Source organism: Streptomyces cinnabarinus, from assembly GCF_027270315.1.
GTDB lineage: Bacteria > Actinomycetota > Actinomycetes > Streptomycetales > Streptomycetaceae > Streptomyces > Streptomyces cinnabarinus.
Genome location: NZ_CP114413.1, coordinates 6,783,017 through 6,796,948 on the forward strand (window position 1 = coordinate 6,783,017; position 13,932 = coordinate 6,796,948).

The 13,932-nt window shown below is 72.2% G+C and carries 9 protein-coding genes and 1 pseudogene; 4 read left to right on the plus strand and 6 right to left on the minus strand.

Features of this window, described 5'->3' with window-relative positions; genetic code table 11:
- Window positions 1-286: 286 nt before the first annotated feature.
- A complete protein-coding gene (locus STRCI_RS30780) occupies window positions 287-1,777 on the plus strand; it encodes a sensor histidine kinase (protein WP_269662206.1) in 1,491 nt (496 codons plus the stop codon).
- Here the strand turns inward: STRCI_RS30780 and STRCI_RS30785 are convergent.
- The 3 genes from STRCI_RS30785 to STRCI_RS30795 are packed head-to-tail and all read right to left on the minus strand — an operon-like array spanning window position 1,695 to window position 4,380.
- Window positions 1,695-2,963: an MFS transporter gene (locus STRCI_RS30785; RefSeq protein ID WP_269662207.1), complete on the minus strand. Its 1,269-nt coding sequence runs from the start codon at window positions 2,961-2,963 to the stop codon at window positions 1,695-1,697. The two genes, STRCI_RS30780 and STRCI_RS30785, sit on opposite strands and share 83 nt — an antisense overlap.
- Window positions 2,960-3,712 carry a GntR family transcriptional regulator gene (locus tag STRCI_RS30790; RefSeq protein ID WP_269662208.1) on the minus strand — a complete coding sequence of 251 codons (753 nt, stop codon included), beginning with the start codon at window positions 3,710-3,712 and terminating at the stop codon, window positions 2,960-2,962. Before STRCI_RS30790 ends, STRCI_RS30785 begins: the two co-directional genes overlap by 4 nt.
- Window positions 3,713-3,768: 56 nt before the next feature.
- Window positions 3,769-4,380, minus strand: a complete 612-nt coding sequence (locus STRCI_RS30795) for a Uma2 family endonuclease (protein WP_269662209.1) — start codon at window positions 4,378-4,380, stop codon at window positions 3,769-3,771.
- A 283-nt stretch (window positions 4,381-4,663) separates the two neighbouring features.
- Here STRCI_RS30795 and STRCI_RS30800 point away from each other — a divergent pair, with 283 nt between their 5' ends.
- On the plus strand, window positions 4,664-5,746 hold the full coding sequence (locus STRCI_RS30800) for a lytic polysaccharide monooxygenase auxiliary activity family 9 protein (RefSeq protein ID WP_269664690.1): 1,083 nt from the start codon (window positions 4,664-4,666) through the stop codon (window positions 5,744-5,746).
- A 149-nt stretch (window positions 5,747-5,895) separates the two neighbouring features.
- Here STRCI_RS30800 and STRCI_RS30805 read toward each other — a convergent pair whose 3' ends face one another.
- Complete coding sequence (locus STRCI_RS30805) at window positions 5,896-6,483, minus strand: hypothetical protein (protein ID WP_269662210.1); 588 nt, start codon at window positions 6,481-6,483, stop codon at window positions 5,896-5,898.
- Between the two features lie 530 nt (window positions 6,484-7,013).
- Here STRCI_RS30805 and STRCI_RS30810 point away from each other — a divergent pair.
- Together STRCI_RS30810 and STRCI_RS30815 are read left to right on the plus strand one after the other, a co-directional pair.
- Window positions 7,014-10,247, plus strand: a complete 3,234-nt coding sequence (locus STRCI_RS30810) for a GH92 family glycosyl hydrolase (protein ID WP_269662211.1) — start codon at window positions 7,014-7,016, stop codon at window positions 10,245-10,247.
- A pseudogene (locus STRCI_RS30815) lies at window positions 10,222-11,352 on the plus strand (beta-galactosidase); the annotation flags it as partial. The gene STRCI_RS30810 and the pseudogene STRCI_RS30815, both read left to right, overlap by 26 nt.
- Here the strand turns inward: STRCI_RS30815 and STRCI_RS30820 are convergent.
- Together STRCI_RS30820 and STRCI_RS30825 are read right to left on the minus strand one after the other, a co-directional pair.
- Window positions 11,301-12,506, minus strand: coding sequence for a vWA domain-containing protein (locus STRCI_RS30820; protein WP_336298852.1), 1,206 nt, complete (start codon window positions 12,504-12,506; stop codon window positions 11,301-11,303). The pseudogene STRCI_RS30815 and the gene STRCI_RS30820 overlap by 52 nt on opposite strands.
- Before the next feature lie 155 nt (window positions 12,507-12,661).
- The gene (locus tag STRCI_RS30825) at window positions 12,662-13,885 is read right to left on the minus strand and encodes an AAA family ATPase (RefSeq protein WP_269662213.1); all 1,224 of its coding nucleotides are present in this window, start codon (window positions 13,883-13,885) and stop codon (window positions 12,662-12,664) included.
- Between the last annotated feature and the right edge of the window lie 47 nt (window positions 13,886-13,932).

Here is a 13,932-nt window from a genome sequence, read left to right on the forward strand (position 1 = left end):
GGTGGTGTCCTCGCCCCGCGGTCCGGACCGTCACCGGAGCGGCGACCCGACCGCCGTTTCCAGTCGCGATCAGCGCTGGTCGACGGGGTGCCGAACGACCGCGCGCCCATCCGGGGCCGGGGGCGGAACCTTCGCGGAGCAACGGCGGACCACGGCCGCACATCAGGACATCGGTGCAGCTCAGGTGGAGTACAGGATTCCCTCAGCGGACCGGGACAGGATCGGGACATGTCTGGAAGCAGGGGGTTCCGATGATCCACACCGTGCGCGGACCCGAGGACGGCGGATGACCCACCGACCGCGCGCCCGCTCCCTCCGCGCCCGCCTGCTGCTCCTCATCGGCGCCACGCTCGTCGCGGTGTGCGCGGCGACGGCCCTCACCACTGCCTATGTGCAGCGTGCCGCGCTGCTCGGCCAGTTCGACGACCGGGTCACCGACGCCGCCGAACGCAGCCTCGACGGGGCCCGGTTGCACCCCGACGGGCTCGCCTTCCTCGACAGGGGCGGCCATCCCGCGGGGCTGCTCGCCGCCCGGCTCGACGAGGACGGCGCCCTGCTCTCCGCGGCCGTCGTCGGCCAGGACGCCGCCCCCAGGGACCTCGACGCCGCCCAGCGGGCCGCCCTCACAGGCGTCCGGGCCGACGGCACCCCGCTCACCCGGAGCGTCCCCGGCCTCGGCACCTATCGCGTCGCCGTGCTCGACGGCGACGGGATGCGGGTGCTGACCGGGCTGCCGATGGCGGACGTCCAGCGGATGATCAGCGGCATGCTGCGCACCGGGGCCGCCGTCGCCGCCGCGGGACTGGTCGTCGCCGGTGGCGTCTGCGCGGTGGTGATCCGGCGTCAGCTGCGCCCGCTCGGCCGGGTCGATGCCACCGCCGCCGAGATCTCCCGCGCCCCGCTGGACCGCGCTGACGTCACCGCCCTCCCCCGGGTCCCGGAGCGTGACACCGACCCCGGCAGCGAGGCCGGTCGGATGGGCGCCGCGCTCAACCGCATGATCGACCACGTCGAGTCCTCGCTCACCGAACGCCGGCGGACCGAGGAGCGGATGCGCCGCTTCCTCGCCGACGCCAGCCATGAACTGCGCACCCCGCTCGCCTCCATCGCGGGCTACGCGGAGCTGATGAACCGCGGCACGGACCGGATCGAGCCGGTACTGGCCTGGCGGCGGGTCTTTGCCGAGTCCGCCCGGATGACGGGTCTGGTCGAGGACCTCCTGCTGCTGGCCCGGCTGGACGAGGGGCGTCCACCGCACTTTGCGGAGGTGGACCTCGCGGGACTGGTCGCCGAGGCGGTGCGGGACGCGCGGGCCGCGGGTGACGGCCACGACTGGCGGCTCGTCCTGCCCTTGGACGCGCCCGCCCTGGTCGTCGGCGACGAGGCCCGCCTCCGCCGGGCGGTCGCCGGCCTCCTGGCCAACGCTCGCCTGCACACCCCCGCGGGCACGCGGGTCGTCGCCACGGTGGAGACGCGGGGCGCCGACTGCGTGCTCCGGGTCACGGACGACGGCCCAGGCATCCCGGCCGCCCTCCTCCCCACGGTCTTCGAACGCTTCACCCGGGCCGACACCTCCCGCTCCCGCGCCCCCGGCAGCACGGGCGGCTCCGGCCTGGGCCTGGCCGTCGTCGCGGCCGTCACCACGGCCCACGGCGGCCGTATCGACGTGGAGAGCGAACCGGGCCGGACGGAGTTCACCGTACGACTGCCGTCGGCGGGGTCGGTGCCGGTGAGTGGGGTGAGAGGGTCCTGGACAGAAACGTCGGCAGTGCGCTGAGGGTCATCCCGGCCGCGCCGATCCACAGCGTCGTGGCCGCGCCGAACACGGAACCCGAGGCGCCGCCCAGGAGCCCGCCCAGCGGAATCCCACCCCAGGACACGAACCGCGCGGTCGCACTCACCCGGCCCAGCAACCGATCGGGCGTGAGCGCCTGCTGAAAGCTCGACTGGGCCACGACACGGACGACCCCGCCGAGCGAAAGGGCCGAGAGCCCGGCAGCGGCGACGTACAGGCTCCAGCCCGGGCGGGCGAAGGGCATCAGGGCGGCGAGCGGACAAGTGACAAGAGGAGCGAGCCAGATGACCCGCCGCTGCCCGACCCACCGTGAGAACGCGCTCGCCGTGAGGGCACCGGCCAACGCCCCGCACCCCATCCCCGAGAGGATGAGTCCGATGCCGAACGAGCCCGTTCCCGTCTCGCGTTGGAGGAAGACCAGCAGCATGGTCTGATACATGACCAGAAAGAGATTGAAGACCGCGTCGGCGAGAATGATCCCGCGCAGACCGGACTGCCGAAGAACGAACCGCAGCCCTTCCCTGATCTCCCGGACCAGTCGGGGCCGCGCACTCGGCACGGGCCGCGGTTCACGCTTCCGGATCCCGCAGGCGAGCAGCCCGGAGAGTCCCATCCCGACCGAACCGGCCAGCACCGCCACAGGAGCCCCGAGCCAGCCGACCAACGGCCCCGCGACGCCGGGGCCACTGATGCTGGTGACTGAACGGACGGCTGAGAGCGTGGAGTTGCCCTCCACCAGCTTGCCGCGCCCCACGAGACGGGGCAGATGGCTCACCTGGGCGACGTCGAAGAAGACGGTCAGCACGCCATGGACCGACGCGACGGTGTAGAGCCACGGGAGGGAGAGGAGCCCGGCCCACGAGGCCACGGGTATCGTCAAAAGGATCAGGGCACGGGCGAGATCGGTGCTGATCATCACGGTACGCTTCCGCATCCGGTCCACCCAGGCGCCCGCGGGCAGCCCCACGAACAGTGAACCGGCCGTGGTCATGGCGGTGAGCAAGCCGACCTGGAACTCGTCGGCGCGCAGGGCGGTGAGGGCGACCAGGGGGAGTGCCAGGAAGACGATACGGTCGCCGAGTTGACCGAACGCGGTGGCGGCGCAGAGCCGACGGAAGTCGGGATCGCGCAGCAGCCCGAGCCGAAGGGTCGGCCGTATGCGACTCATACGACGGTCGGCCGTTCCACGGCGAACTCATAGGCCACTTCTCTCCGTACGTCGGGAATGACGATGTCGGCGGTCTCGACCGGCCGCCGGTCGATGTCGTAGATGGTCCGCTCGATCTGCAGCACGAGGTCCCCGAAGGCGATCCCCAGCAGATTCGCCTGCTCCCGGGTGGCGCGTGCCGGACGCGGCAGTTCGACCACGGTCTCGATCTCGACGCCGATGGAACGCATCCGCTGCAGCACCCCCTTGCCCGCGAGGGGCCCCCGCTCCGGCAGCACGATCGGAGTGCCGTCCGTGAGGGCCATGGGCTCCCAGGACTCGGAGAGCTGCACGGGATGGCCGTCGGCGAGGAACTCGTAGTGCGTACGGACACAGAGATCGCCGGGCCGGATCGAGAGCCGCTCGGCGATGCTCACGGGCGCGGGCACCCTTACGTCACTGTGCGCGTCCCAGGCACCGGCCCGGCCGCGCTCCTTCAGCGCGGCGAGCGAGGATGCCCCGTGCCGCGACCGGACGATCCGCAGCCGCTCGCGCGGCACGCGGACGTACGTACCCGATCCGGCACGCCCTTCGAGCAGCCCCTCGACGACCAGCTGCTCCACGGCCCGCTGGGTGACATTGCGCCCGACCCCGTACTCCTGGGCAAGCCGAGCCCGCGACGGCAGCCGGGCCCCAACTCCCCACTCGCCAGCGAGAATCCGAGCCCGCAGGGCATCGGCGACGACAAGATACGCAGCTCCGTCCGACATGCCCGGCAAGCTACTTCAGGCTCCGGAAGCTGCTGGAGCAGCATCACGGGGGGCACTCAGAAGCCGACGAGGATGTCCAGGTCGATCTCGACGGGGAACGGCACTTCAGTGATGAGCTTGTGTTGATGCACGGGATGCATGGGCGCCGGGATGTAGGAGCGCGTATCCGTGTTGAGCCAGTACTCGTGGACGGCTACCTGATCCCGTTCGAGTTCCACGCGCCAGTAGAGCGGCACTTTGGCCGTCGCGAAGAGCGCGCGCTTTCGTACCCGGTCGTCCTGGCGGGACCCTGGGGAGACGACCTCCACGACGAGTGCGAGCCTGTTCACCGGAACGCACTCGAGTTCCAAGAACTCCAGTTTCCGAGGGTCGAAGACGATCACGTCGGGCTTGTTGGTGTTCTGCTCGTCCACCATGACGCACTGTTCGGTCACCACCTCGTACGGCTCGGTGCGCGCGGCTTCCAGCGCGATCAGCAGCCTGTCGCGCACGCGGTTGTGCCAGAACTTGGTCTGTCCCCGAACCACGATCCGCCCATCCACGAGTTCCCAGTCGAAGGGCAGTTCCAAGTGCTTGACCTCGTCGAAGGTCCAGCCGTCGGCAGGTGGGAACATCCAGGTGTCCTCGGTGGCCCGTCCATGCCGGGGTGTGGTCATCACTGCTCCCATGGCCGCCAGTCTGGACGCCGGCACGTGGCGTGATCGTACGTACGACGTTACCGCCACCCGAACCGGCGATGCCACGGCACACGCTTGACACCTGTGCGCCAGGCGTTTACAACCGCGCCCCATGGCGCTACTTTCCGATTCAAGTGAGGTGGGAGCGCTCCCACATTCGGTGGACCGGAACCCGCCCGCGGGACCGCTCCCGCCCCACCCATCCGCATGCACATGCCGCTCGGCCCGTACCTGATGGATGGACTGAACTGTCATGATCCTGACAAGATCGACGATGGCCTCCGCGCCCGACAACCAACCACACCGATTAGCGCTCACCTTCCGCACCAAGGCCCTCTTCCTCGTCCTGGTCTCCCTGCTCGCCACGATCCCGGCCCTCGCGCTCGTGATGTCCGCCGGGACCGAGGCGGAGGCGCACGGTACGCCCATGAAGCCGGGCAGTCGGACCTTCCTGTGCTGGCAGGACGGGCTGACCGACACCGGTGAGATCAAGCCGGTCAACCCGGCCTGCAAGGCGGCACAGCAGGTCAGCGGGACGACCCCGTTCTACAACTGGTTCTCCGTGCTCCGCTCCGACGGCGCCGGCCGCACCCGCGGCTTCGTGCCGGACGGCGAGCTGTGCAGCGGCGGCAACACCAACTTCACCGGCTTCAACCAGCCCCGCGACGACTGGCCGCTCACCCATCTCACCTCGGGCGCGACGGTCGACTTCTCCTATAACGCCTGGGCGGCACACCCCGGTTGGTTCTACGTCTACATCACCAAGGACGGCTTCGACCCGACCCAGACCCTGACCTGGGACGACATGGAGTCACAGCCGTTCCTGAGCGTGGACCACCCGCCGCTCAACGGCTCCCCGGGCACGGTCGAGGCCAACTACTCCTGGACCGGGCAGCTTCCGGCGAACAAGTCGGGCCGCCACATCGTCTACATGGTCTGGCAGCGCTCCGACAGCGCCGAGACCTTCTACTCCTGCTCCGACATCGTCTTCGACGGCGGCAACGGCGAGGTGACCGGCATCAAGGAGCCCGGCAACCCCACCGATCCGGTCCCGGGCACGTGCACCGCCACCCGCAGGGCCACGGGCAGTTGGAGCGGCGGCTACCAGTCCGAGGTCACCGTCACCAACTCCGGCGACGTCCCGATGCTCGGCTGGATGGTCGACTGGACCCTCCCGAGCGGCCAGCGGGTCGACAGCCTCTGGAACGGCACCCCCACGTACAACGGCCAGGCGGTGATGGTCCACAACGCGAACTGGAACGGCTCGCTGGATCCGGGCGAATCCACCACCTTCGGCTACGTCGTCGCCGGCAGCGGAGGTGATACGGCGACGAACCTGCCCTGCCGGGTCGGCTGAGCGGGCTCCGGAACGGCCGGACCTGGTGGGCGTGAGCCGTCGCCCACCAGGTCCGTGCCATTCCCTGTGGTGAGCCTGAGCCTGGTCCCGCATCCTCCAACCGCCCGCGCCCAGCGCGCTGGGGAAGTCCATGCCAGGACGCAACTTCCTTACACCGCAACTGATTTCAGCAGGTTGAAGCCCTGGGACTGGGTGAAGTCCGCGATCCGCTTGCGATCCGCGGCCTTTTTGCGGTCGGCCTCCTTCAGCGCGGTGGGCTCCGGTGCCACGGCGTCCGTGAGCAGGGCGACCACGTCATTGACGATCAGGCCCGGCGCGACCAGGCAGGCGGCGGCGTGGGCGCCGTACCGCAGTGCCTTCGCGAACATGCCCTCCTGGTGCTTGGCCAGCGCCTCGGCCGTGGTGAAGGCGCCCGCCAACGGGTCCCGCAGCAGCGCCGCACCGGCCGTGGCGGTGTCCAGGAGGCGCTCGGTGGGAGTGTGCTCGGCGCCCGCCCCGGGCGCACTCGGCTCAGCCGCCTCGACGGTGACGGCCAGGTCGCGGAGCTTCTCCTCGGCCCACTCAGCCAGCGCGTCGAGGGGATCCTCGCCCGTGAGGTCGAGTTCGTCGAGGTTCTCCGCGAGACGTCGCTCGACCTTGCGCAGGGTCGGCTCTTCGGCGGCGTAGGGCGCCACCTGGAGTCCGAACCACTCCGTGACGCTCTCGACCACACCCTCGGCGAACGGCGGCTCGGGCACCGGTACCGGTACCGACGTCCGCGCCGGTGGGGCGGGAGGAACCGCTCGCGGCCGCTCGGGCGGCTCCGGGGGTGTCGGGCGAGGCCCGGGGAACCGCATGACGCCTCCTCATGCTCCGTGCCCTGTCGGCGGACAGGCACCAGCAAGCACGCGCAACACGGCAGTCGCGGTTCCGAGAGGCCGACCCGCTCCGGGCGGACCCGGTGGGAAGTGAGCCGACTTCCACCGGGTCCGCGAGCCGGGCCGACGAGGGGGGGAAGTGCCGGTCCGGGTGTGCGTGGCTTGTGCGGCGCCAAGGCGTGAAGGGGTGAAGGCGCGCGACAACGTTGTCTGAGTGGTCTACACATGATGCTACCGCCCCAACGGACAACGATGTCAAGCCAGTTGGAGAGTTGGCCCGTCCGGGTGGCCGGTGTGCGAGCCTGCGGCGGGGGAGGTGCTCTTCCGTGGTACCGGTGGCGCACGCTACTGTCCCCGCGGCTTGTGCGACCTGTGGTGCGCGACCCGTCCGGAGAAGGAGGGGCCGCGTCATGCGTTTCCGTCCCCTGTCCGTGCTGTTGGCCGCCCTGCTCGCGGCCGGCGTCACACCCGCCCTGGCGGCGACATCCCCACCCGCGTCCACCCTGGTGGACGACCCCACCACCTACGTCGACCCCCTCATCGGCACCAAGAACGGCGGAAACGTCTTCCCCGGCGCCGTCACCCCCTTCGGCATGTTCTCCTTCAGCCCGGAGAACACCCGCGGCGACGCCACCCGCACCGCGGCCCCCGGCGGCTACCACTACGACGCCACCCGGATCCGCGGCTTCAGCCTCACGCACATGTCCGGCACGGGCTGCGCCGGAGGCAGCGGGGACATCCCGTTCTTCCCGTACGCGGGCGAGGTCACCTCGTCCCCGGCCGGTGACACCAAGGACCAGGTGTACGCCGCCGACTTCAGCCACGCCGACGAGCGCGCGGAACCCGGCCGCTACCGGGTCGGTCTCGCCTCCGGCGTCACCGCGGACCTCACGGCCACCGCCCGCACCGGCTCGGCCCGCTTCACCTACCCGCCCGACAAGCCCGCCTCGCTGCTCATCCGCACCGCCAACTCCGAGGTGGGGTCGACCGATTCGGCGATCAGCATCGACCCCGAGAAGCGGACCGTCTCCGGCTCCGTCACCTCAGGGAACTTCTGCGGCTACCTCGACCCCGAGGGCCGACGGGCTTACTACACCCTGTACTTCACCGCCCGCTTCGACCGCACCTTCCAGGCCACCGGCACCTGGCGCGACGATCGGCTGAACCCGGGGTCCCGTGAGACGAGCGGTGGCACCGGTGGGTTCGCGAACGGCGGGCGGCCGGTGCCGGGCAAGGGTGCGGGCGGCTACGTCGAGTTCGCGCCGAGCGCGGATCCGGTGAACGTCAAGGTCGGGATCTCGTACGTCAGTCAGGCGGGCGCCGAGGCCAATCTGGTCGCGGAGAACCCGCCCGGCCGTTCCTTCGAGGCGGTCCGGGACGCGGCCCGCGCCGACTGGCGTGACCGGCTGGACGCCATCCGCGTCGGCGGCGGCACCGAACAGGAGCGCACCACCTTCTACACCGCCCTGTACCACTCCCTGCTCCACCCGAACGTCATCAGCGACGCGGACCGCCGATACCGGGGCGCCGACGGCAAGGTCCACACCGTCCGCAGCGGCCACCGCGCCCAGTACGGCACCTTCTCCGGCTGGGACGTCTACCGCGACCAGGTGCAGGTGCTGACCCTGCTGGAGCCCCGCACCGGCTCGGACATCGCCCAGTCGCTGTACGAACTCGCGGAGCAGAACGGCGGGATCTGGGACCGCTGGCTGCACGGCGCGCGCGGCACCCACGTCATGAACGGCGATCCCTCGCCCATCGCGCTCGCCGGCATCCGTGCCTTCGGCGGCACCGACTTCGATCTCCGCGGCGCCTTTGCCTCCCTCCTCAAGGCGGCGACCGTCCCCACCGACAAGGACCTGTCCGCCGCCGGGAAGCCGGTGCTGTCGGTCGGCCAACGCCCCTCCCTCGACAAGTACTTGAAGCATCACTACATGCCCTCCGTCTCCAACGCCTGGGGCGGCGCGGCCGAGACGCTGGAGATGTCCGGCGCCGACTTCGCGCTCACCCAGCTGGCCCCGGCCGCGGGCCGTAAGGACATCGCGGCGGAGTTCGGGCGCCGCTCGCAGTGGTGGCAGAACAACTTCAACATCGCCGCCCACCCGTCGGGCGGCTACATCGCCAACCGCAAGGCCGACGGCAGCTGGGTCACCGGCTTCACCCCGGCCACCGGCAACGGCTTCGTCGAGGGCACGGCGGCCCAGTACACCTGGATGGTTCCGCACAACCCGGCGGGCCTGTTCGCGGCGATGGGCGGCCGGGACCGGGCGGTCGCGCGGCTGGACTCCTTCTTCCACGACGCCGACGGCGGCTGGGCCTTCACCGGCAGCGGAGGTGAGAAGTCCGAGCTGGACAACGAGCCGTCGATCAACGTGCCCTACCTGTACGCCTACGCCGGAGCGCCGTACAAGACGCAGGAGACGGTGCGCGCCGCGATGCGCGAGCTGTGGTCGGCGGAGCCCGGCGGGATTCCGGGCAACGACGACCTCGGGGCGATGTCGGCCTGGTACGTCTTCTCCGCGCTCGGCCTGTATCCGCAGGTGCCCTCGCGGGCCGAACTCGTCCTCGCCTCACCGCTGTTCCCGCGGATCGAGATCGACCGCCCGGGCGGCAACGACATCTCCGTCCGCGCGGAGGGCGCCGCCGCGGACGCGCCGTACATCCGCTCCCTGAGGGTCAACGGTCGTACCAGTGACCGGCCTTGGCTCCCAGCCTCCTTCGTGCGGGACGGTGGTCGCCTCGACCTGACGCTCTCCGGTGCGCCGGACAGGAGCTGGGGCGGCGCTCCCGACGACGCCCCGCCGTCGTTCCGGGCTGGGGAGCAGCCGTACCAGATTGGGGTCGGTCCGACGACCGTGAGGCTCGCCCCGGGCGACAGTGCGAAGGTCGGGATCCGGGTGCTCTCGATGAGCGGGGCGGGTGCGGGTCCCGAGGTCCGGTTCCGGGTCGACGCCCCGGACAGCGTCACCGCCACGCCCGGCGAGGGCACGGTCGTCGACGGCGCCCAGGAGATCACCCTGACCACGACCGCGGACACACCCCAGGGCTTCCACGAGGCGCGGGTGACGGTGACCTCCGACGGCGGCTCGTACCAGCAGCCGGTGTCGCTCACCGTGGCCGCGCCGGGAACCTTGCTCGCCGCCTACGACAACACCGGGATCTCCGAGGACTCCGGCGACCACGACGAGGCCGACTACGACGGCGGCGGCCGGAGTTACTCCCGGCAGGCGCTCGCGGCGGCCGGGCTGACGCCGGGCGGGCAGGGCACGGTGAACGGGCTGACCTTCAGCTGGCCCGACTCGCCGAACGGCCGTCCGGACAACGCCACCGCCGACGGCCAGACCATCCAAGTCCGCGACGGCGTCACGCAGTTGTCCTTCATCGGCAGCGCGGTCAACGGCAACCGCCGGTCCGAGGCGACCGTCGCCTACACCGACGGCACCACCGCGACGGTCCCCCTCGCCTTCACCGACTGGACCGTCGGCGGCGGTACCGGCTCCGTCCAGTACGGCAACGAGGTCGTCGCGCGGGCCGCGTACCGGAATGTCGCGGGCGCCGGGCCGCCGCCAGGGCCAGTCCGCCGCCCTGGCTGTTGCCGACGGCGACCGTGTGCGCGCGACCCCGTCGACGACGGCCTGCCGTGACGTCAACCCGCTCAGGCAGCCGGGGGAGTTGCGCCTGGCCACCTTCCAGGCCGTCGCCCACGGCGCCGACGCGGCCCTGTACTTCCAGATGCGGGCCTCCCGGGGTGCCTGCGAGAAGTACCACGGAGCCGTGATCGGGCATGCGGGCCGCGACGACACCCGCGTCTTCCGGGAAGTGGCCGCACTGGGCCGGGAGCTGGAACTGCTCGGCACGGCGACCCTCGGCGCCCGTACCCCGGCCCGCACCGCGCTGCTCTTCGACTGGGACAGCTGCTGGGCCCTGGAGATGTCCGACGGGCCCTCCCGGCTGGTGAAGTACCAGGACACCGTGCACGCCTACTACCGGGCCGCCCGGGAGGCGGGGGCGGACGTGGACGTCGTCCCGGTCACCGCCGACCTGACCCCGTACGACGTGGTCCTCGCCCCCGTCCTGCACATGGTCAAGGGCGACCTCGCGAGCCGGCTTGAGGAGGTGGCGGCGCGCGGCGGCACCGTCCTGACCACCTTCCTCTCCGGCCGCGTCGACGAGCACGACCGTGCCTTCCTCACCGACGTCCCCGGACCGCTCGCCCCGCTGATGGGCGTCCGCGTCGACGAATGGGACGCCCGGCCCGCGGAGTACACCCAGACCGTGCCGGAACTGGACGCCCACGCCCGGCTCGTCCTCGAGATCGTGCGGCCCCGCGGCGCCGAACCGGTCGCCACCTACGGCGGCGACTTCTACGCGGGCACCCCGGCGGTCACCCGGCACCCGTACGGCGAGGGCGAGGGCTGGTACGTCGCCACCGCCCTCGACCAGCCCGGCGTGGACCGCGTGGTCCGCCGGATCCTCGACCGCCACGACCTGCTCGGCCCGTACGCGGACCACCGCACGGTGGAAACGGCGACCCGGGTCGCCCCCGACGGCACACACCTGCTCTTCCTGCTCAACCATGCCGCCGCCACAGTCGACCTGACCTCCCATGTCACCGCCACCGACCTCCTCACCGGCAAGCGGATCGAGCGGGGCGAACCCCTGTGCCTCGACCCGCTCGGCGTGGCGGTCCTGCGCCTTCAGCCGATCGTGACGACACGGGCCCAGGACGGCGGGGAGTCCGGGACATAGTCCGGGTCGTTCTCGTTCACGGCGCGGGGCGGACGCGGGAAGAGGCCGACGACGGTGCGGCACGGCGGCTGCTCGGACGGCCAGGGCGTCTGGCCGTCCGTCAGGGCGACGATCACGTCCGGGCGGGGCCGCGAACGCAGCGCCCGCGCGAAACCCGAGCGCAGATCCGTGCCCCCGCCGCCGATCAGATCGAGGGACTCCGCACGGCAGATCGGTACGGCGATCCCGGCCGCCGCGTCGCAGGAGACCACCGAGACCAGATCGCGCCGCCCGCCCACCGCTCGGGCGATCGCCGCCACCTCCAGCAGCGCGCTGCCCAGCTCGCTGTCGCTCACCGACCCGGAGGTGTCGATCACCACACAGACCCGGGGCGGATTGCGCCGCAGACTCGGCAGCACCACCCCGGGAACGGCGGCCGAGCGCCGGGACGGACGCCGGTAGCTGTGGTTCTCGCCCACCCCCGGCGCCCCGGCCGCCGAGCGCACCGCGGCCCCCAGCAACTGCCGCCAGGGCTGCGGCGGATGGAAAGCCTCGTCCGCCCAGCGGCGCCAGCCCTCCGGGGCCTCGCCCGGCTTGCCCTTGATCCCCTCGGCGACCCGGAAGCGCACCGCGTCCCGCTGCTGTCTGGTCAGCCCGTGGGCCCCGTCGGCTCCCAGCTCCCACGGCCGCTCCTGGCCGTGGGCACCGCCACCGCAGTCCAGCCAGGCCAGCTCGGCGAGCGCCCCGGACATGGACGCCGTGCGCAGGTACTCCTCCATCAGGAGCCCGTCGGGCAGCCGCAGCAGCGACGGGAGAATCGCCCCCGTGGGCCGGGGCAGGCCGTCGCCGTAGATGTCGTCATTGATCTCGAAGTCGGCGGCGATGTTCCGGCGCAGCCGCTCGCCCGGCCCGTACTTCTCGTTCTCCCGCGCGTAGCGCTCGCCGCGCGCGTGATGGTCCCGGAGCAGATGGGAGACCTCGTGCACCCAGACGCCCGCCAGCTCCTCCACCGGAGTGTGCGCCACGAAGCCGGGGGAGACGTAACAGCGCCAGTGCGCGTCGACCGCCATCGTCGGCACCGCACGGTCTTCCACGATCCGGAGCGCGAAGAGCGCGACCGCGAGGTAGGGGCGGACCTTCACCGCGTGCAGGCGGGCGGCCAGCAACTTCTCCATGTCCAGGGGGAGCCCGTCCGGATGGTCGGGCTCGCCGGGACGGACCGGCGCCGCCGGAACGGTCGCCCGCACCGGACGCGGCGGCGGAGGCGGGGCCATCGGCCGGGGCAGCGGACGCCGCACGGCCCGCGCGCCCTCCGCACGCACCGCCCCCGTCATCGGCCCACCTTGGCCCGCTCCACCGACCGGTCCGCGCGCGCCGCGAGTCCGACGATCGAGGCCAGCCGCTCCACCGCCGCCGGCACCTCCCAGTCGTCGCGCCGCACCGCCGCCAGCGCCTTGGCCGGGGCGACCAGCAGGTCCGGAGCACCGGTCTCCAGGGCCCGGACCAGCACCGCCCAGGCCGCCTCCCAGCGCCCCCGCTCCGGCCGCGCCCCCACCGCGGCCACCACCGCCTCCAGCGCGGCCTGCCGGAGATCGCCCCGCTCGGGCAGCTCCGCGGTGGCCGGATCGGCGAGCAGCAGCTCCGGGTCCGGCAGGTCCATCCGGTCCAGGTGGGCGAGGAGTTCAAGCCCCGGACCGTCGCCCACCGCACCCCGCACGAGCAGCGCCAGCACCTCCCGGGAGACGCCGGCCGCCGTACCGAAGGCCAGCAGGGTCAGCGCGGCCTCCCAGCTGCGCGGTGAGGGCCAGGCCCCGCCGCGCCGTGTCTCGCTGCTCGGCAGCCGGTGGATCAGCGTGGGCCGGGCGGCGAGGAAGTCACAGACCGCGCGGCGGGCGAAGGCCACCGCCTCCGGCAACCGCTCCGGGGCGAGGCGGGGCAGTTCGGCCCGGGGCCAGACCCCGCCGAGACCCCGTACCACCACGTCCTTGTCGTGCACCCAGTACAGATGCACGAACCGGTTGGCCAGCGGCGGGCTCAGCTCCCACCCGTCCGCCGCCGAGGCGCGCGGGTTGGCGGCGGCCACGATCCGTACCCCGGGCGGCAGTTGAAGGTTGCCGACCCGGCGCTCCAGCACGACCCGGAGCAGCGCCGCCTGGACGGCGGGGGTGGCGGTGGACAGTTCGTCGAGGAAGAGCAGCCCGCGCCCGGCCCGTACCAGCTCCACGGCCCACTGCGGCGGCGCCATCGGCACGCCCCGCACGGCAGGGTCGTCGCCCACGATGGGCAGTCCGGAGAAGTCGGTCGGCTCGTGGACGCTGGCGATCACGGTGGTCAGCGGCAGGTCGAGCGAGGCGGCGAGCTGTGTCAGGGCCGCGGTCTTGCCGATGCCGGGCTCGCCCCAGAGCAGCACCGGGAGGTCGGCCGCGACGGCGAGGGTGAGCGCTTCGAGCTGCTCGTCGGGGCGCGGCTCGGTGCTGGAGGTCCGAAGGAGCGTCAGGAGGTCGTCGGCGAGGGAGAGTTGGGCGTCGACGGGAAGGAGCGTGCGCGAAGTCATGGGCATCACCAGGTGAGGTCTAGGGAACGGGGCAGCCCCGAGGGCTG

Excerpts from the sequence above, each read along its gene's own strand:
- STRCI_RS30780 (WP_269662206.1), top strand. The coding sequence starts at position 287 with ATGACCCACCGACCGCGCGCCCGCTCCCTCCGCGCCCGCCTGCTGCTC.
- STRCI_RS30785 (WP_269662207.1), bottom strand. The coding sequence starts at position 2,963 with ATGAGTCGCATACGGCCGACCCTTCGGCTCGGGCTGCTGCGCGATCCC.
- STRCI_RS30790 (WP_269662208.1), bottom strand. The coding sequence starts at position 3,712 with ATGTCGGACGGAGCTGCGTATCTTGTCGTCGCCGATGCCCTGCGGGCT.
- STRCI_RS30795 (WP_269662209.1), bottom strand. The coding sequence starts at position 4,380 with ATGGGAGCAGTGATGACCACACCCCGGCATGGACGGGCCACCGAGGAC.
- STRCI_RS30800 (WP_269664690.1), top strand. The coding sequence starts at position 4,664 with ATGGCCTCCGCGCCCGACAACCAACCACACCGATTAGCGCTCACCTTC.
- STRCI_RS30810 (WP_269662211.1), top strand. The coding sequence starts at position 7,014 with ATGCGTTTCCGTCCCCTGTCCGTGCTGTTGGCCGCCCTGCTCGCGGCC.
- STRCI_RS30820 (WP_336298852.1), bottom strand. The coding sequence starts at position 12,506 with ATGGAGAAGTTGCTGGCCGCCCGCCTGCACGCGGTGAAGGTCCGCCCC.
- STRCI_RS30825 (WP_269662213.1), bottom strand. The coding sequence starts at position 13,885 with ATGACTTCGCGCACGCTCCTTCCCGTCGACGCCCAACTCTCCCTCGCC.